We start from the raw sequence: 18,603 nt of genomic DNA on the forward strand, positions 1-18,603 counted from the left end.
CGATGAATTCCGAGGTCAACTGCTTGCCATCCACCAGCAGGGCTCTGGCGTGGACCCGGACCGCATCAGAGAACTGGAAATAGTTCGGGTTCATCGGTCGCGGTCGCGTATTTCGACCGCCGTTCGAAGCTGGTCGGACAGCAGTTCGGCGACGGCGACGGTGGTCGCGGGATGCCGGCCCAGTAGCGCGGCCGTTCCGGGGTGCGGGGAGCCGGCGCCGGACCGGTCGGCCGGCAGCCAGCCCTGGTCGCAGCCCAGCAGCGCCGCGACGGCATCGCAGACCGCCGGATGCGCGACCAGCAGTTCCGCGACCGGCCCGGCCGGTTCCGACAGGGGCGCGGGCAGCGCGCCGGACACCTGTCGGGTCGACCATGGCGGCACCCAGGAATCGACCTCGGCCAGGCCGGCCGGAAACGTCCGACCCGCCTCGCGGACCAGCACCGGCACCAGTTCGCGGGCCTGTTCCCGCAGCGTCGTGATCAACCTGGGGAGCCACGGCAGCAGCACCGGATCGGGCAGCCGCGCGAAGGCCGTGGAGATCAGTTCCACCACGACCGGGGCGAGGGCCGGAACCGGCTCCAACGCCTGGACGAACCCGCTCAGGTACTGCGGGAACGCCGGGACCACCAGCGGGTTCGTCAGCAGGTCGGCACTGCGCGAGCGCAGCTCGGCCAAGGGCAGCAGGCCGAGCTGGAACTGGGCGGCCCAGAGCAGCGCCACCTTGGCCGGCGCCTCGGGGTGCGACTGCCGCACGGCGAGTTCGAGTTGCGCCCGGTCGCACCCCAACGACAGCGCGAGACTCTCCATCGAGAACAGGAACCCGAGCATGGCGCCGACCTGACGGACCCCGGTCTCCTCGTCCGTGAACGCCGTCGGCAGCAGGGTGCAGTAGTGCGCGTACCCGGAGGTTGCGAACGCCTCGCACCAGGCCGGCAGCTCCGGCCGGGTGGCCCGGTAGTGCGCCAGCAGCCGGCGGATCCGCCGCAGCACCTCGGGGGCGTCGTCCACGGTCCGCTCGGCGGCGAGCAGTTCCACGGCTCGCGCCCCGAGTTCGTCGGCGAGCCGTCGGCCGCCCAGGTAGAGAATGGAGTCCTCCACCGCCGCGAGCGCACCGGCGGCGGTGGCGTCCGGCGCCCACACCGCACGCCGCAGCCGCAGCTCCAGCACCTGCTCGACGGTGATTCCCTCGTAGCCCAGCTCGATGACGGACCGCTGGTGCTTGCCCAGCGCCAGGTCCCAGCTCTCCTGGATCGACCGCTCGCCGAGCCGCCGCTCACCCATGATCGGCCGGACGGCGCCGTCGGGCAGCAGCCGACGTAGGACCCACAGCAGATCCGAGGCGGGCACCAGTTCCGGGTCGCCGCCCAGGTCCAGCAGGGCCCGCTGCACCGTACGCTTCGTCAGGTCGAGCCCGAGCGGAGCCAGCCGGTCGAAGACGTCGCGGGCCAACGGCGGAAGGGCGTCGTAGCCGACCTGACCGATCCGGTCGCCGCCGAGCAGGATCTCGCAGAGCCGGCGTACGTCGCGGCGGCCCGGCACGACATCCTTCTCGATACAGGTCACCGCGGCGTCGGCGAAGTCGTACGGGGTGGGCCGGGCCCGGTTACGCAGCCCGGCCAGCAGAATGGAGGTCTCGAACACGGCGATCGCGTCCGCCGTACTGGCCAGGTAACCGTTCCGGCGGGCGAGCCGGACGATGTCGACGCACCACTCCAGCAGCTCCGCCTCGTCCAGTCCGTCCAGCGCGGGCGGACTGGCCAGGAAACTCGACAGCCGGTCGGTGACCGGTTCCGGGGCGGTCGGCGACGTCGACCGCTTCCGTCCCGGGCGCTTGCGCCCGCCCTGCTGGCCGTCGAGATGGAAGGGCTTGATGCCGCCCCGGGTCAGCGCCTTCCGCCAGGTGGCGGCGGCGATCGACACCGACCCGGAGGCGAGCCCGAACTGCGCCTCGATCGCGGAGTGGCTGGACGGGATCAGCCCGTACAACCACCGGGTGGCGGTCCGGGGGCTGATCTCGTAGCGCGACGGGACGGCGTCGTCGCCCGACGATCGGGCAGCCTCGTCGCCGGGCGGCTGGCCGGGCCCGTCGCCCGACACTGGGACGGCGGTGCCGAACTCCTCGACCCGGCTCGCCGCATGGAACGCGCCGCAGACGTACAGGCAGCGCGCCGGGTCCGCGCCCGAGGTGCCGAGATGCTCACGCATCCTGGTCCACATGTAGCGCTCACGGTCCTCGTCCTGGCGCAGCCGATCGTCGCCCTCGGGCGTCAGGCGCCGGAAGAGGCTGCCGATCAGCACCATGACCTGCCGGTAGGTGTCATAGTCGGCACCGGCCAGGGGCTGCTCGACATACTGGTCCCACCACTCGGACCAGTGCCGGACCTTGCCGTGATGCAGCAGGTACGACTCAAGTTCGGCGAACCGGGGGCGCAGGTCGCCGAGTTCGACGCCGACGGCATCACCGTGCAGCCCGGCTTCGTCCGGCGCCGTACCCTCGGCCGACGACGCGGCCTCGTCCGGACCGGCGGTGTCGCCGTCAGCCGACACGGGCTCCGGCTGATCGCGGGGCAGCCACTGGAACACGTGGTCCGCCGAACGGTCGACCAGCACCAACTCGACGTCCGGGGTGTCCAGGGCGTACGCGATGGCCTGGTATTCCGCGGAGGACTCGGTGATCGGCGCCACCACGCTCAGCGGCCCCCACTCCGGAGGAAAGCCGTCGAGTTCGGAGGCGAACGCCTGTAGAGCCACCGGAAGTCGACAGTTGCGCAGCTCGCCGAGGAGCGGCCGGAGATCCTCACACAGCTCCAGGTAGATGACCTTGGGCTGCTTCTCCCGCAGCCGGCGCACCATCGCCAGCGCCGAGGACGGCGAATGGTGGCACACCGGGAAGATCTCAAGGTCCTGGCGAAGCGCCCGGTCGACGTCGTCGACCAGGCCCGACAGGATCCCGGGCAGCGCGCCGGGGCCGTCGGTGAACGCCTCGGCGGCGTCGAGCAGTTGCCCGCGCAGTGCCCCGAACGAGCCCGACGGCCCGGCCGACGTGCCCGGTGACGCGGTGCCCGGACCCGGCGACGCGGCCGACGAACCCGCCGGTGCCGGCAGGGCGGAATCCGGAGTCATCGTGGTGGAGTCCGGATTCATGAAAGAGTGGCGATCGCCTGGCGGCCACCCTCGAGGAAGGCTGGCCAGGGTCCGCCGTCCTGCTTGCTCCGTGGCTCGACCACGCCGTGCCAGTACTTGTTCAGAATGGCCAGGTCCTCGGGGCTGCGTCGGGCCAGCGAACCCACCAGCGAGCTGGCCAGCGTCTCGGCCCGCAGCGTACGGTCGCCGAAGAACTGGCTGTGCAGGATGGCGTCCTCCAGCACACCGATCTGCTCGGCCGTGGAGAGTGCCGATTCCAGCTTCTCGTCGTCGCTGCCCGCCGCTGCGGCGCCGGCCCGCAGGTCGGCGAAACTCTGTAGCAGGATGTCCAGCAGCGTCGGTGGCACGTCCAACTCGATCCGGTGCCGGCGGAGCAGTTCGGTGGTCCGGAAGCGGACGATCTCGGCCTCGCTGCGCTTGTTCGTCACCACCGGGATCCGGACGAAGTTGAACCGCCGCTTCAGCGCCGAGGACAGGTCGTTCACGCCCCGGTCCCGGCTGTTCGCCGTCGCGATGATCGAGAAACCGGGCTGGGCGAAGACGATGCTGTCGTCGTCGAGTTCGGGAATGGAGACGTACTTCTCGGAGAGGATCGAGATCAGCGCGTCCTGTACGTCGCTGGTCGACCTGGTCAGCTCCTCGAACCGGCCGATCACGCCGTTCTGCATCGCCGTCATGATCGGCGACGGGATCAACGCCTCCCGGGACTGCCCCTTGGCGATCACCATCGAGACGTTCCACGAGTACTTGATGTGGTCCTCGGTGGTCCCGGCGGTGCCCTGCACGACCAGGGTCGAGTTGCGGCTGATCGCGGCGGAGAGCAGCTCGGCGAGCCAGCTCTTGCCGGTGCCCGGGTCACCGATCAGCAGCAGGCCACGGTCGGACGCCAGGGTCACGATGCTCCGCTCGACGAAACTGCGGTCGCCGAACCACTTCTGCGGAATCTCCCGGTCGAGCCCGTCCGCCCGCTCGGATCCGAGCACGAACAGCCGCACCATCCTGGGACTGAGCCGCCAGGAGAACGGCTTGGGCCCGTCGTCGACCGACTCCAGCCAGTCGAGTTCCTCTGCGTACTTGACCTCGGCGGGGGCACGCAGCATGTCGTCGGTCATTCGAGGTCTCCTAGGTGAGGAAGCTCTTGAGTTCGAAAACGAGTTTGCGGATGTGGCCGGAGAGCACCGGAGCGCCCAGGTCCTTGAACCGCTGCCGGAACCACGGGTTGACGCTCTGCTGTCCGCCGCTGGTCACCGATCCGACCGGGATGACCCGCACCCCGGACCGGTGCGCCGTCGCCAGGCCCTCGAACACCCCGTGCGGATCGGACTCGTAGTAGTCCGAGATCCACACCAGCACGGTGTTGCGGGGATCGGTGATCTTCGGCCGGGCCAGGGTCAGCGCGGCCGTCCCGTCCGTCCCGCCGCCCAACCGGGTACGCAACAGCACCTCGAACGGATCGTGCACCCACGGGGTCAGGTCGAGTGCCCGGGTGTCGTACGCGACCAGGTGCACGTCCACCTTCGGCAGCCCGGCGAAGATCGACGCCAGGATGGTGCAGTTCACCATCGAGTCGACCATCGACCCCGACTGGTCGACCACGACGATCATCCGGGCCGGCGTGGTACGTCGGGCGGTGTGCCGGTAGTAGAGGCGGTCCACGTACAGCCGCTGATCCTCCGGACTCCAGTTCGTCAGGTTCTTCCAGATCGTCCGCTCGATGTCCAGGTTGCGGAACACCCGCTTCGGCGGAACGGACCGGTCGATGCTGCCCACGCTGGTCTTCTCCACCTGCGTACGGAGCACCTCGGCGACCTCGTCGACGAACCTGCGGATCAACGCCTTGGCATTCGCCAGTGCCACTCCGGACAGGTTCGCCTTGTCCCGCAGCAACTGTTCGATCAGTGACATGCTCGGCGTGAGCCGGCTGGCCAGCGCCGGATCGGCCAGCACCTCCCGCAGGTGCATCCGGCGGACGAGATCACCCTCCAGCCCGGCCAGTACGCCCGCCAGCTCGCCCATGCCCGGACGGCCCCGCAGTTGCCCCGGCTCGGCTCCGAGCGCCCGCTCGAACCAGCCGGCGTCGGACTGCCACCGGGCCAGGTCGGTGGCGGTGACGCTGCCGGACCCGGTCGAGAAGACGTTGAGCAGGATCTTCGACACCAGGGCCGCCCGGCGTACCTCCGCCGTACCGACCCCGTCGTCGGCCGCGACCGTCCCGTCGTCGGCCGCAACCGTCCCGTCGTCGGCCGCGACGGCCCCGTCGTCGGCCGCGACCGTCCTGTCGTCGGCCGCGACCGTCCCGTCATCGGTCCCGCCGCCGGCTGCGGTGACGGGCTCCGGGCCGTCGCCGCTCTCCCCTGCCACGCCGGCCTGCGGCTCGGCACCGGCGGCCGGCGGCACCATCACACCCTGCAACTCGTCGGCAAGATCGGGAAACCGCTGCACGATGGTGTCCACCGACACCGACGGATCCAGCAGCGCCGCCGGCAAGCCGAGGTCGTCGACGATGGCCACGCTGGCCGACTCCAGCGACGACTGCTCCTCGGCGGCGAAGACGCGCGCCAGTAGACGCCAGTAGAGCACCTGTCGCCGATTCTCGTCGGCGCTGATCGGATGGTCCGGCGCGAATCCGCCGCCCCGCTCGCTGTGTCCGCTCATCTCCGCAGCAACCGCCCCGCCCGCTCGCGCAGCACCGCCACCGCGTCCCCGCCCTTGGCCTCCGCCTTCACCAGCTTGGGATCCGTGAGGCCGAGGGCCCAGTCGCCGGTGTGCGCCTCCGCCGTCGCACGCTTGGTCGCGTAGCGGAGCGCGAACGGCTGCACCGTCCAGCTACCGCCGTCCCAGCGGACCAGGCCGAGGCACGCCGAGGAGGCGGCCACCAACTCCGGGGTCAGTGGCCCGCAGGTCGGCAGCCGGGTCACGTCCACGCCGACGGCCTGCCCACCCAGGTCCAGCATGGTCGTCGCACCGTCCTCCGCGACGGTCGTGGTGTAACCCTCCAGCAGGACCGGCTCGGCGATCCGCACCGGATGGCGGTCCAGCGGCGGCACCGCCGGAGCGAGCGCCGCGCCGAGCAGGAGCCGCGCGGTGGCGAACGGGTCCACCGGATCACCCAGCCGGGCCTGGTCCTCATGCCACACCAGGTCACCGCTGTCCAGCAGGGGCAGGTCGGTGACGTCCACCCCGCGACGCTCGGCGACCGCGCGGAGCAGTACCGGGTACCCCCGCAGCAGCCGCCACATCGCCGGGCCGACGATCGTGTCCACCTTCGCCGCCGCGACGCTCGTCCGCACCAGCCGGGGCGGCGCACCACCGACGGGTTCGAGCACGGCGTGGACCTGCGCCTGCACCGCCGTGCCGTGCTCGTGCACGTCCACCCCGAGGATCAGCAACCGCCCCGACACCCGGTCGGCAGCCGCGGGAACGCCCGGCCAACCACCGACCTCGGTCAACAGCAGGGCCCGGGTCCACAGGTCGGCCCAGCGTCGCACCGGCAGCCGGTCCAGCGTCGCGACCGGGCACGACGTGCGCAACTCGGCCGCCAGGCCGTCGAGCAGCACCGCCAGCCGCCGCAGCCTCGGCTCGGCCAGCACCGCCTCGAGCGTCTGGGCCGAGGCCGAGACCAGGTCGTGGTCGACACCGCGCCAGCCGGTGATCGCCAGCTCACGCAGCCAGGACCGGACGCCACCGCGCAGGTTCTCCGTGCCGGCTGCCGGGGGCACGGGCGACGCCGGCGGGGTCCAGGCCGCACGGGACCGACCCAGCGCGGTGTCGAGCCGGGCGAGCAGCGCATCGTGCACCGCACCGAGCAGCGCGGTACGGGCACCGGCCAGCGCCAGCAGGTGTTCGTCGCCGAGCGAACCGGCGACGATCTTCTCGACCGCCTCACGTATCCGATCGCCGAGCGGCGTGCCCGCCACCGCGCCGGCCAGCGCGCCCAATGCCGCGGCACGCTCCTCACCCAGCCGGGCGAGCCCGGGCACGAGGCTCTCGTCGATGCCGGCCACCAGGTCGAGCGCCTCCCCCACGCCGGGCGGAGCGCCGTCGAGCAGTTCGGCGAGCTGTGTCCCGAGCATCAGCGGACCGCTCCCATCGCCGGGAACCAGTGCAGCTCCGGGATCGGCTCCGTGGTCTCCGGCAGCTCCAGATAGGCGAGATGGCGCAGGAAACGGCTGAAGACGACGGCCGCCGGGCTGGACTCGGGCCGCCCGCGCAGCCGAGCCACCAGGTCGGCGCCGGACGACAGCTCGCCGTCCACCTCGATCCGCAGGTAGCGGGCGACCCGGTCGGCGCCGTACTGCAACACCGCCTCGTCGACCAGCGCCTGGAGGTGCTTGCAGGGCGAGCCGCGCAGCCCGCCGCACGGCCGGTTGTTGTTGGTGCTGCAGTTGAGGCCGTGGCTGCCGGCGGCGATCGAGGAGACGTACACCCGCTCGATGTCCGAACCGCTCGACACGACCCCCTGGAGTCGTCCGTCCGCCAGCTCGACGAAGGGGACCTTCGCCAGCTTGCGGGGCTGCACAGCCGGCAGCACCCGCGCCACACTACGCCGTTCCCATCCGATGCCGACCGCGTCCACGACCCCCGCCCTTCGATCCGATGCCCCGAGAACATAGACGGGCACGGTGACACTTTCGCGGCCGGGATTCGGAGCCCGGCCGGACCGGCACGCCTACCCCGCGTACGGATGCGGACGATGTCGCCGCCGCTGGGTACGATGCCGCGACCCCGAACCCGGACGAGGAGCAAAATTGCTGGTCGGAGCCGTCGACATCTACACCAACCACGCCGTGGTCGTCATCGGCGCCACGGCCTTTCCCGAGGTGGAGCACGACGACTCGGCGGCGACCGCCGACGACCGGCACGTCGTGGTACGCACCCGGGGGCAGGTCGCGCCGACCCGGGTGTCGATCTGGTCCCGGGCCATGCCGTACCTCGGCTCCGTGGTCTTCGACGGGGAACTCGACCTGATGGACCGCACACTCTGGGTGGGCGACATCGAACGCCTGACGTCGTACACGACGAAGCTTCTCGACAGCGCCGGAGTCCAGCGCGTCGTGGTCTGCGTCGACGATCCCGGGCACGCCTCCCGGATCCACGTCGGGCTCGGCCTCGGCACCGAGGTCAGCACGCTGACCTCGGTGCCGGGACACCCGCTCCCGGAGGCGCTGACCGCCGACCCCGCCGACAGGTACGCCACGGCCGGCGACGGCATTCCCGACCAGGTGACGCCGGCCCTCGTGGCCGACGTGCGGCGTCGGACGAAGCGCGTGTCGGACCAGTAGTGCGTCACCGCACGGTCGTCCGTGCAATTTGCACGGATCGGGGTTGTGCCGGCCCCGGTCCTGCCGTATCAACAGTGAAATGCGACCGGACCCCGGGCAGGTGCTCCACTTCTCAGAGGATCCGACGATCACCCGGTTCGTTCCACACGTCGCCCCAAGCGCCAAGGAGTCCGAGGCCTACGTCTGGGCCGTCGACCACGACCGCGCACCCGACTACTGGTTTCCCCGCCAGTGTCCGCGCGCGATGGCCTGGGTCTGCGAAACGACATCCGAGGCGGACCGTGACCGCATCATGGGACCCGGCTGCGGCGACCGCGTCCACGCGATCGAGTACGGCTGGCTGGAGGCGATACGTCAGACCCGCCTGTACGCCTACCGGCTGCCGGCCGAGCAGTTCCGGCCCTTCGGCATGCCCGAGCCACATGCCCACGTGTCGGTCGAGACGGTCGAGCCACTCGGTCCTCCCGAGCCGGTCGGCGACCTGCTCCAGTGCCACGCCGAGGCGGGGATCCAACTGCGCGTACTGGACAATCTCTGGCCCTTCTGGGACGCCGTCATCACCAGCAGCGTGGCGTTCAGCGGCATCCGGCTGCGGAACGCGAGACACCACCCGAAACTATGAACCGTCGTACCCGTGGGGTGGTCGGCGCAGGTGGCGCCGCCGCCGGGTGGCCAGCAGCCGGAGTTGGCTCAGCGGCCCGAGGTCGCCCCGGACCCGGATCACGAACTCGCTGATGTCCGGGATGCAGAGTACGAACGCGATCGGGCGGCCCGCCTTGGTCAGATAGAGCAGCAGTGACTCGTCCAGCGGTGCAGCCGGAGATCGTCGCCGGGCAGGGTGGCGGCGGGTGGCGGTTCGTTCCCGGCCACCGGACAGATCCAGGTGTCCGACTCGAAACCACCGCCACCCCCCGCCGAGGCTCAGGCCCGAGATGTCGATGGTGGACGGTGCGGGTGCCGCAACGTCTCGGACATTCCACGATTCTGCTTCCGGCCCGACGCGCCGTCCTGAGCGCGACGGCGGGGCCTACCTGAGTATCCGACCCCCAGTCGCACCGCCGGCCGTCGGCTGTCGGGTCGTCGGCTCGTCGGCGTTGTGCTGCGGCGCACCACCCGTAAGGCATCCTAGGATGATGCTGGTCCCGCTGCGGTCGGTCCACGGACGGCGGCACCCCCTGTCGGCCCGCAGGGCACCCGCGGACCGACAGGCGGGCGAGGCGTCAGTCGGCGCTGCGGGCCATCGCCCGGACTCCGACCGTCAGCCCGACGGCGGCGGTGACCAGTGCCGCCACCCATCCCCAGAGCACGGTCGCGGTGCCGACCTGACCGGCGAACAGCGCACGCTCGGCGTCGACCAGGTAGGCGAGCGGATTCAGGTGTGCCGCCGCCCGCATCCAGCCCGGGCCGGTCTCCAGCGGCAGCAACATCCCGGAGAGCAGCATGAGCGGGAAGATCAAGGTCTGCTGTACAACCCAGAACATCCAGTCCTGCTTGCGTACGGCGATCGCCAGCGCGTAACTGAGCGCGCCGAGTCCGATGCCGAACACCGCGAGCAGGGCCAACCCGACCAGGGCACCGGCAACGTGCAGCCGGAAGCCGAACGGGATCATCACCAGCACGATGATCACCGCCTGTCCGGCCAGCGGCACCATCTCCTTGAGCGCCCGCCCGATCAGCAGCGAGGGACGGGACAGCGGGGTGACCAGCATCCGCTCGTGTGCACCGGTCTGGAACTCGAACAGCAGGTTGGCGCCGGTCGTCGAGGTGCCGAAGAGAGCCGTCATGACGAGGATGGCCGGGACGAACCACTGCCACACCCCGCCGTCCCCGAGGGCCGTACCGGCCTGACCGCCGAGCGAGCCGACCAGCAACGGCCCGAACAGCCCGAGGAAGACCAGCGGCTGCACCATGCCGAAGATCACCGAGAACGGGTCGTGCAGCAGCGGCCGCAGTTCCCGGGTCATCACGATGCCGATGTCCCGGATCAGGCCGAGCGGACCGGTCCGGCCCGCCGTCCGGACCGGCGACGGTGCGGTGACACTGAGGGTGCTCATGCGGGTACGTCCTTCGGGGTCTTCGGGTCCTGGGGATCGCCGTGCTCGTTCTCGCTCTCCCGCAGGCTCCGTCCGGTGAGGGCGAGGAAGACGTCGTCCAGGGTGGGCTGGTGCACCTGTGCGGTCGCGACCGGTACGTCCGCGGCCACGGCGGCCCGCAGCAGCTCCGGGACCGCCGCCGGTCCGTCCCCGACGTGTGCCTCCACCCGGTTCCCGTCGAGCACCACGTCACGGGCACCCGGCAGCCGGTCCACGAGTCGGGCGAGGGGTCGGGCGTCGTCCCCGGCCACCGTCACGACGATCCGGTCACCGGCCAGCTTCGCCTTGAGCGTCGCGGCCGAGTCGTCGGCGATGATCTCGCCGTGGTCGACGACCACGACGCGCTCGGCCATCGAGTCGGCCTCGTCCATGTAGTGCGTGGTGAGCACGACCGTCATCTCGCGCTCCGCCCGCATCCGCAGGATGTGCTCCCACAGGTTCGCCCGGTTCTGCGGATCCAGCCCGGTGGAGGGCTCGTCGAGGAACAGCAGCGACGGCCCGTGGACCAGGCCCATCGCCACGTCGAGGCGCCGACGCTGGCCGCCGGAGAGCGCCGAGACCTTCCGGGTGGCGAGTTCGGTGAGGTCGAGGGCGTCGAGCAGCTCGGCGGCCCGCTGCCGGGCCGCCCGTCGGTCCAGACCGTAGATCCTGCCCTGGGTGTTCAGTTCGTCACGGACCCGCTGGGTGTGGCCGGCGCCGTTGCCCTGGCCGACGTAGCCGATGTGCCGGCGGACCTGGGCCGGTTCGCGTACGACGTCGTGACCGGCGACCGTGGCGGTGCCGGAGGTCGGCGCGATCAGCGTGGTGAGCATCCGCATCGTGGTGGTCTTGCCGGCTCCGTTCGGGCCGAGTACGGCGACCAGCTCGCCGGGCTCGATCCGCAGGCTGATGCCCCGGACGGCGTGCACGGTCTGGCTACGGCTCACCACGAAGTCCCGGGTGAGCGAGCGGGCGTCAATCATCGTCACGTCCCGCCGGTCGGATGTTCGATTCGGTCATGGGAGGAAACGTACGGACCATAGCGGCCACTTTCTGACCTGAATTGCGGGCACACTTACGGCATGGCGAACACCAGCTCCCGGACCCTCCGCCTGCTGTCCCTGCTACAGACCCACCGCTACTGGCCCGGCAACGAGCTGGCGGACCGGCTCGACGTCTCCGTACGCACGCTGCGCCGCGACGTCGACCGGCTGCGGGAACTGGGCTACCCGGTCGAGGCACACCGGGGCGTCGACGGCGGTTACCAGCTCGCTCCCGGCGCCACACTCCCCCCGCTGGTCGTCGACGACGAGGAGGCCGTCGCGCTCGCGGTCGGTCTCCAGGCGGCGGCCCAGGGCGCGATCGCCGGCATCGAGGAGTCCTCGATCCGGGCGTTCACCAAGGTGGTGCAGGTGATGCCGGCCCGGCTGCGGCGTCGGGTCGACGCGCTGCGGGCGATGACCGTACCGGCGCCGTGGAGTTACGGCACCGGGCCGACCGTCGAGGCGGCGGTACTCACCACGGTCGCCCAGGCCTGCCGGGACGCGGAACGGCTGCGCTTCTCCTACACCGCCAGGGACGCGGAGCAGACCGCCCGACACGTCGAGCCGCACCGGCTGGTGTCCCTCGGCCGCCGCTGGTACCTGGTCGGATACGACCTCACCCGACAGGACTGGCGCAGCTTCCGGCTCGACCGCATGCACGATCCACGGGGTACGGGCGCGCGGTTCAACCCCCGGCAACTGCCCGCCGAGGACGCCGCCGCGTTCGTCCGGGCGAGTATCGAGAACCTGACGACGCCGTACCAGGTCGAGGCACTGGTGCACGCCCCCGCCGGCACCGTACGGGACCGGGTCGGTCGGTGGGGCACCATCGCGCATGTCGACGAGCGGCGGTGCCGGCTGTCGATGACGACGGACACCCTGGACTGGCCGATCCTGGCCCTCGGCTCGCTCGGTGCGGAGTTCGAGGTGATCTCGCCGCCCGAGCTGGTCGACCGGATCCGGGAGTGGAGCGACCGGTTCGGGCGGGCCGCCGCCACCGGCCCGCACATCCCGGCGGGACCCGACAGCACCGCCGCCTGACAGTCGGTATCGTGGATCTACACCACGGGTATCCACGTCGGACGGTGACGCGATGGCGGGATGGGCGCGGAGCGGTCTGCCGGCCGGTGTCTCCACCGCGCTGGCGTTCCTGGCGGGGGCGTTCACCAACGTGTTCACCCAGGGCTGGAGCCTGCCGGTCGGCGCCGGCCTGGCCGTACTGGTGGTGGGGTGGGTCGGCTGGGAGATGCGGCAGGCCGCCCGGGCTGCCGACGACCGCGGCCCGGAGCCGGACCCGGGGACCACACCGCCGGATCCGACCCCGTCCGGAGCGGCGGTCGTGCCCCGGCAACTTCCGGCGGCGGTACGCCACTTCGCCGGCCGGAGCACCGAACTGGCCACGTTGACCCGCCAACTCCGGCAGTCACGGGCGGATCACGGCGACGCGATGGCGGTCTCCACCATCGCCGGAACCGCCGGGATCGGGAAGACGGCCCTGGCCGTCCACTGGGCGCACCAGGCCGCCGACGACTTCCCGGACGGGCAGCTCTACGTGAACCTGCGTGGATTCGAACCGGCCGGTGCCGCCATGACCACCACGGCCGAGGCGCTACGCGGCTTCCTGGACGCGTTCGAGGTGCCGCCGCACCGGATCCCCGACAGTCTGGACGCGCAGGCCGCCCTCTACCGCAGCCTGCTGGCCGGAAAGCGGGCCCTGGTGGTGCTCGACAACGCCCGCGACGCGGATCAGGTCCGCCCGCTGCTGCCGGGCACGGTGGGCTGCGTCGTGCTGGTGACCAGCCGCAACCGGTTGTCCAGTCTGGTCACGGTCGAGGGTGCGCATCCGCTGATCCTGGATCTGCTGACCCCGGACGAGGCCCGGGAGTTGCTGGCCAGACGACTCGGTACCGAGCGACTGGCGGCCGAGCCCGAGGCGGTAACGGAGATCATCCGTCACTGCGCCCGGCTCCCCGTGGCCCTGGCCGTGGTCGCCGCCCGTGCCGCCACCAACCCCACCTTCACGCTGACCGTGCTGGCCGCGCAGCTACGCGAGACCCGTGACCGGCTGGACGCGCTGACCGACGACGACACCAACGACGTACGGTCGGTCTTCTCCTGGTCGTACCGCTCCCTGACGCCGGAGACGGCGAGACTGTTCCGGCTGCTCGGACTGCATCCCGGGCCGGACATCACCGCCCCGGCGGCGGCCAGCCTGGCCGGGCTTCCGCTGGCCAGGGTACGTCCCCTGCTGGCCGAACTGGTCCGGGCGAACCTCGTCGTCGAGCATGTCCCCCGGCGGTACACCTTTCACGACCTGCTACGGGCGTACGCCAACGAGCAGGCGTACGCGGTCGACTCCGACGACGAGCGCCGCGCCGCGCTGCGGCGGTCCCTGGACCACTACCTGCATACCGCGTACGCCGCCGCCCACCTGCTCGACCGGTACCGGGATCCGATCACGCTGCCGGCGCCGCGTCCCGGGGTGACACCGGAGAGCAGCGCGGACCACCGGCAGGCACTGGCCTGGTTCACCGCCGAGCACCAGGTGCTGCTCGCCGCCGTTGACGTCGCCGCGGCCACCGGATCGGAGAACCACGCCTGGCAGCTCGCCTGGGCCCTGGACAACTTCCTGTGGTTCGGTGGGCACTGGCCCGAACTGGCGGAGGTCGGCCGCACGGCGCTCGACGCGGCCCGACGGCTGGCCGACCGGCCGGCAGAGGCTCGCGCCCACCAGAACCTGGTGCACGCCTACACCCGGCTGGGCCGATACGACGAGGCCGAGCGGCACGGCCGGCAGGCTCTCACGCTCCACCGCCAGGGCGACAACCTGGCCGGGCAGGCACACACCCACATGTTCCTGACGAAGCTCCGGACCCGGCAGGGCCGGCACGCCGAGGCGCTCGACCACGCCCGCCAGGCCCTGCACCTGTACACCGAGGTCGGTGAGGAGATCTGGCAGGCCGACGCCCTGAACGCCGTCGGCGGACAGCACGGCAAGCTCGGCGAGCCCGAACAGGCGCTCGACTTCTGTCAACGGGCGCTCGCCATCTACCAGAGGCACGACGATCGCCGGGGCCAGGTCTGGACCTGGGAGAATCTGGGGTTCGCCCACCACCACCTCGGCGACCACCCGGCGGCCGTCGCCTGTTACCACCGCGCCCTCGACCTGTGTCGGAGCCTCGACTACCCCGACAGCGAGGCCGAGCTCCTCGCCCAGCTCGGCGACACCCGGCAGGCGGCGGGCGACCTCGACGCCGCCCGTGACTCCTGGAATCAGGCGCTGGCGATCATCGCCCCGGACCACGTCGACGCCGACGGGATACGCGGCAAACTCCGCAACCTCCAGGTCCCGACCGGTGCGGTCGACGACCCGAGACCCCGCTGACGAATCGCCCCGCCGATCGACACGCCGGGCTATGGAGTCAGCACTCCCCCGAACGGGGCCCGGGAGAGCCCGACCCGTACCGGCTGACGACCGTTGTACGCGAACCGCAGCAGCTCGGCTGCGCCGACGGTGGTCGTACCCAGGTCCAGGTGCCGCCGCGCGGCCACCCAGTCCACCAGACCCTGCGGGTCACGGATCTCGCTGGTGAAGTGGACCAGCGTGGCGTACCAGATGTCCCGGTGGTAGGCGGCCTCGAACCAGCCGTCCGGGCCCAACTCCTCGCCGAGCCGGTCGGCGAACCCGGCCGCTGCCGAATCCTCCGGGAAGGCGCAGAGCATCACGCCGGACGGGGTCAACGTCAACCCGAACAGCCGCAGCCGGACCGGCGGCGAGGCGGCGGCGGCCCGGCCCAACGCCGACGCGGAGCGCGCCACCAACGGATCGTCCGGCGGGATGGCGGACCGGTGCACCTCGATCGCCCGAACGGTGAAGTGCACCGCCGGGGCCGTCCCGGTCGGCCAGTGCCCCGCCCCGGCGACGCCGAGCGCCTCCGCCGTCACCGCCGCCAACCGGTCGGCGCAGTCCGGGTCCGGCAGGAGGACCACCGACAGGCCCCACCCACCGCCGTCCACCGGCGGGGTGTCCCGGTAGTGCGTACCGGCCAGCACGGCGGCTCGACCCCGCGCGAACAATCGGTCGAAGGCGAGGGTGTATCCGGCGTCCGCCGCCGGACGGCCCGACAGGGTAGATCCGCTCGTCGCATCCATCGGACACAGCCTAGGCAGCGGGTCCTCCGTTCCGACCAGCCCCTCCGGCGATTGACGACCCCGGAACGGTTGACGGCGCGGCCCGGCGGGGCGAGGCTGTTGCCACCGATTGTGGATCATCGTCGCGAGGTATGGCGGAAGCCTGACACATGAAGCAGACATTCGAGTTGACCGTCAACGGCGAGCGGCGGCAGGTCGACGCCGAGGCCGAGAGCACCCTGCTGCACGTGCTGCGGGAAGGGCTCGGCCTCAAGGGCTCCCGGTTCGGCTGCGGACTGGGGCTGTGCGGCGCGTGCGTCGTACTGGTGGACGGGCGGCCCGCGCCATCGTGCGACATTCCGCTGTGGTCGGCGGTGGGCAAGGCCGTGACCACCGTCGAAGGGCTCGCCGACGGCGACGTACTGCACCCCGTCCAGCAGGCGTTCCTCGACGAGCAGGCCGCCCAGTGCGGGTACTGCGTCTCGGGGATCCTGGTCAGCGCCGCCGCGCTGCTCGCCGAGCATCCGCATCCGGACGAGTCCACCGTCACCGCCGCGCTCGACCGGCACCTGTGCCGGTGCGGCGCGCAGCGACGCATCGTCCGGGCCGTCGTCCGCGCCGGTCAGGCTGCGGAACCCGCCGACCGGTCCAGCCACACCGAACCCGCCGACCGGCGCGAGCCCGGCAGCCCGGGGCCCGCAAAGCCGCCCGCCGACCGGCCGACCGGTGAGCGCGGAGCCGGACGCCGATGAGCACCGGAAGCACGCACCTGCCGCCCACCGCCGTACCGGCGCTGCCCCGAGGACTCGTCGCGAACCCCCGGCTCTCCCGCTGGGTGAGCGTGGGCCGGGACGGCACCGTCACCGTCCGGGTGGGCAAGGTCGAACTCGGCCAGGGAATCCTCACCGCACTCGCCCAACTCGCCGCCGACGAACTGGACGTCGACCTCGGCGCCATCGCGATGCAGGCGGCGAGCACCGCGGAGGGGCCCGACGAGGGACTGACCGCCGGCAGCCTCTCCGTCTCCGACTCCGGCGCCGCCGTACGGCAGGTGTGTGCCGAGGTCCGGGCCCTGTTCGTCGCCGAGGCCGCCCGTACGCTCGCCGTCGACCCGGCCGACGTCACCGTCTCGGCCGGCGTCGCCAGGGGCCCGGACGACTCCCGTGGCATCTCGTACGGCGAGTTGGCCGACCGGATCGACCTCGACCGGGACGTGGACGGATCGGTCCGGCCCAAGGCCGTACCCGAAGCACGGTTGGTCGGCACCAGCGTGCCCCGGCTGGACCTGCCCGACAAGATCACCGGTCGCCCCCGGTTCATCCAGGACCTCGCACTGCCGGGACAGCTCTCCGGCCGCGTGGTCCGGCCGCCGTCACCGGCGGCGACCCTGACCGAGGTCGACACCGCCGCCGCCCGCGCCCTGCCCGGAGTCGTCTCCGTACTCCGGGACGGCGACTTCCTCGGCGTGGTCGCCCAAGACGAGGAGAGCGCAGAGCGGGCCGCCGCCGTCCTGGCCGGCGCCGCACGCTGGCACGAGGAGCCGACGCTGCCCGACGAGGACGACCTGTCCCGATTCCTCCGGGACAGCCCCGCCGAGTCGTTCATGGTGGCCGAGTCGGACCCACCGGACGTCCCGGAGCGGGTCGTCCGGCGGATCCGGGCGAGCTACAGCCGGCCCTTCCTCGCGCACGCCTCGATGGCACCGAGCTGCGGTGCCGCCCGCTGGGACGGCGACTCCGTCAGCGTCTGGAGCCACAGTCAGGGCATCCACGGCCTGCAACGGGCCGTCGCACTGGTGCTGGGCCTCGCCGTCGACCAGGTCAGCGTGCGGCACGTCGAGAGCGCCGGCAGCTACGGGCACAACGGCGCCGACGACGCCGCCTTCGACGCGGTGCTGCTCGCCCGTACGGTGCCCGGTCGTCCGGTGCACGTCCGGTGGAGCCGACGCGACGAGCTGACCTGGGCGCCCTTCGGCTCGGCGATGGTGGCCGACGTCGAGGCGGGCGTCGACGCCAGCGGTGCGGTGCTCAGCTGGTCGTACGACGTGTGGAGCCAGGGGCACACCGCCCGACCCGGGTACGCCGGCAGCCCGGGACTGCTGGGCGCGGCACACCAGGACCGGTCCCGTCCCGTTCCGCCACCGGCCGACCCGCCCGTGCAGGGCGGTGGCGGAACCGTCCGCAACGCCAAGCCGATCTACACCTTCCCGCACCGCCGGATCCAGGGTCACCGCGTGCTGCGGACGCCGGTGCGGTCCTCCTCACTGCGCTCGCTGGGCGCGTTCACGAACGTCTTCGCGATCGAGTCCTTCATGGACGAACTGGCGCTGGCCGCCGGGCAGGACCCGGTGGCGTACCGGCTGGCCCAGCTCGCCGATCCACGCGCCCGCGAGGTGTTGTCGACCGCCGCCGAACTCGGGCGCTGGAACCGGCGCGGCACCGAGCAGAGCGTCGGGTACGGCATCGGCTTCGCCCGCTACAAGGACCGTGGCGCGTACTGCGCGGTGGTGGCCGAGGTGGAGGCCGTGCACGAGATCCGGGTCCGCCGGCTGGCGATGGTGGTCGACGTCGGTCGGGTGGTCAACCCGGACGGGGTACGCAACCAGATCGAGGGCGGAGCCGTCCAGGCGACCAGTTGGACCCTGAAGGAACGGGTCCGGTTCGACCGGTGGCGGATCACCAGCGCGGACTGGGAGAGCTATCCGATCCTGCGGTTCGGCGAGGTGCCGCAGGTCGACGTACACCTGATGGCTCGGCCGGACGAGCCCTCGGTCGGTGCCGGCGAAGCGGCACAGGGGCCGACCGCCGCCGCCATCGCGAACGCGGTCGCCGACGCCCTGTCGATCCGGATACGCGACCTGCCGATCACCACCGAGCGCATCGTGGCGGCCCTGGACGACTAGTTCGGCCGGGTGGCCGCGTCCCACGGCCC

Annotated in this window: 13 protein-coding genes and 2 pseudogenes; 6 read left to right on the forward strand and 9 right to left on the reverse strand. The window is 71.9% G+C overall.

The window, feature by feature from the left end; all coding sequences use genetic code 11:
- Positions 1 to 90 precede the first annotated feature (90 nt).
- The 6 genes and pseudogenes from ACFP2T_RS08990 to ACFP2T_RS09015 all read right to left on the reverse strand — a co-directional run bounded on the left by ACFP2T_RS08990 (position 91) and on the right by ACFP2T_RS09015 (position 7,684).
- Positions 91 to 3,144 (reverse strand): DUF5682 family protein, encoded by a 3,054-nt coding sequence (locus ACFP2T_RS08990; RefSeq protein WP_377419606.1) that lies wholly within the window; start codon positions 3,142 to 3,144, stop codon positions 91 to 93.
- Positions 3,141 to 4,256 carry an ATP-binding protein gene (locus ACFP2T_RS08995; protein WP_377419608.1) on the reverse strand — a complete coding sequence of 372 codons (1,116 nt, stop codon included), beginning with the start codon at positions 4,254 to 4,256 and terminating at the stop codon, positions 3,141 to 3,143. Before ACFP2T_RS08995 ends, ACFP2T_RS08990 begins: the two co-directional genes overlap by 4 nt.
- Before the next feature lie 10 nt (positions 4,257 to 4,266).
- A pseudogene (locus ACFP2T_RS09000) lies at positions 4,267 to 5,331 on the reverse strand (vWA domain-containing protein); the annotation flags it as partial.
- 215 nt (positions 5,332 to 5,546) lie between these two features.
- A pseudogene (locus ACFP2T_RS09005) lies at positions 5,547 to 5,799 on the reverse strand (hypothetical protein); the annotation flags it as partial.
- Complete coding sequence (locus ACFP2T_RS09010; protein ID WP_377419610.1) at positions 5,796 to 7,217, reverse strand: hypothetical protein; 1,422 nt, start codon at positions 7,215 to 7,217, stop codon at positions 5,796 to 5,798. The pseudogene ACFP2T_RS09005 and the gene ACFP2T_RS09010, both read right to left, overlap by 4 nt.
- The gene (locus ACFP2T_RS09015) at positions 7,217 to 7,684 is read right to left on the reverse strand and encodes a hypothetical protein (protein WP_377419955.1); all 468 of its coding nucleotides are present in this window, start codon (positions 7,682 to 7,684) and stop codon (positions 7,217 to 7,219) included. Before ACFP2T_RS09015 ends, ACFP2T_RS09010 begins: the two co-directional genes overlap by 1 nt.
- 208 nt (positions 7,685 to 7,892) lie before the next feature.
- Between ACFP2T_RS09015 and ACFP2T_RS09020 the strand changes: the two genes are divergently transcribed.
- Positions 7,893 to 8,426, forward strand: a complete 534-nt coding sequence (locus tag ACFP2T_RS09020; RefSeq protein ID WP_377419612.1) for a hypothetical protein — start codon at positions 7,893 to 7,895, stop codon at positions 8,424 to 8,426.
- 79 nt (positions 8,427 to 8,505) lie between these two features.
- On the forward strand, positions 8,506 to 9,048 hold the full coding sequence (locus ACFP2T_RS09025) for a DUF6886 family protein (protein WP_377419614.1): 543 nt from the start codon (positions 8,506 to 8,508) through the stop codon (positions 9,046 to 9,048).
- 598 nt (positions 9,049 to 9,646) lie between these two features.
- On the opposite strand, the gene ACFP2T_RS09030 is transcribed toward ACFP2T_RS09025, so the two are convergent.
- On the reverse strand, positions 9,647 to 10,480 hold the full coding sequence (locus ACFP2T_RS09030; RefSeq protein ID WP_377419616.1) for an ABC transporter permease: 834 nt from the start codon (positions 10,478 to 10,480) through the stop codon (positions 9,647 to 9,649).
- Positions 10,477 to 11,481 carry an ATP-binding cassette domain-containing protein gene (locus tag ACFP2T_RS09035; RefSeq protein WP_377419957.1) on the reverse strand — a complete coding sequence of 335 codons (1,005 nt, stop codon included), beginning with the start codon at positions 11,479 to 11,481 and terminating at the stop codon, positions 10,477 to 10,479. Before ACFP2T_RS09035 ends, ACFP2T_RS09030 begins: the two co-directional genes overlap by 4 nt.
- 99 nt (positions 11,482 to 11,580) lie before the next feature.
- On the opposite strand from ACFP2T_RS09035, the gene ACFP2T_RS09040 reads away from it, so the two are divergent.
- Both ACFP2T_RS09040 and ACFP2T_RS09045 read left to right on the forward strand, forming a co-directional pair.
- Complete coding sequence (locus tag ACFP2T_RS09040) at positions 11,581 to 12,582, forward strand: helix-turn-helix transcriptional regulator (RefSeq protein WP_377419617.1); 1,002 nt, start codon at positions 11,581 to 11,583, stop codon at positions 12,580 to 12,582.
- Between the two features lie 52 nt (positions 12,583 to 12,634).
- Positions 12,635 to 14,926, forward strand: a complete 2,292-nt coding sequence (locus tag ACFP2T_RS09045) for an ATP-binding protein (protein ID WP_377419619.1) — start codon at positions 12,635 to 12,637, stop codon at positions 14,924 to 14,926.
- A 29-nt stretch (positions 14,927 to 14,955) separates the two neighbouring features.
- Here ACFP2T_RS09045 and ACFP2T_RS09050 read toward each other — a convergent pair whose 3' ends face one another.
- On the reverse strand, positions 14,956 to 15,693 hold the full coding sequence (locus tag ACFP2T_RS09050) for a hypothetical protein (RefSeq protein WP_377419621.1): 738 nt from the start codon (positions 15,691 to 15,693) through the stop codon (positions 14,956 to 14,958).
- 149 nt (positions 15,694 to 15,842) lie between these two features.
- On the opposite strand from ACFP2T_RS09050, the gene ACFP2T_RS09055 reads away from it, so the two are divergent.
- Both ACFP2T_RS09055 and ACFP2T_RS09060 read left to right on the forward strand, forming a co-directional pair.
- Positions 15,843 to 16,424, forward strand: a complete 582-nt coding sequence (locus ACFP2T_RS09055) for a (2Fe-2S)-binding protein (RefSeq protein WP_377419623.1) — start codon at positions 15,843 to 15,845, stop codon at positions 16,422 to 16,424.
- Positions 16,421 to 18,574 (forward strand): xanthine dehydrogenase family protein molybdopterin-binding subunit, encoded by a 2,154-nt coding sequence (locus ACFP2T_RS09060; RefSeq protein ID WP_377419625.1) that lies wholly within the window; start codon positions 16,421 to 16,423, stop codon positions 18,572 to 18,574. Before ACFP2T_RS09055 ends, ACFP2T_RS09060 begins: the two co-directional genes overlap by 4 nt.
- Positions 18,575 to 18,603: the final 29 nt, after the last annotated feature.

The organism is Plantactinospora solaniradicis (assembly GCF_042658085.1).
Lineage (GTDB): Bacteria > Actinomycetota > Actinomycetes > Mycobacteriales > Micromonosporaceae > Plantactinospora > Plantactinospora solaniradicis.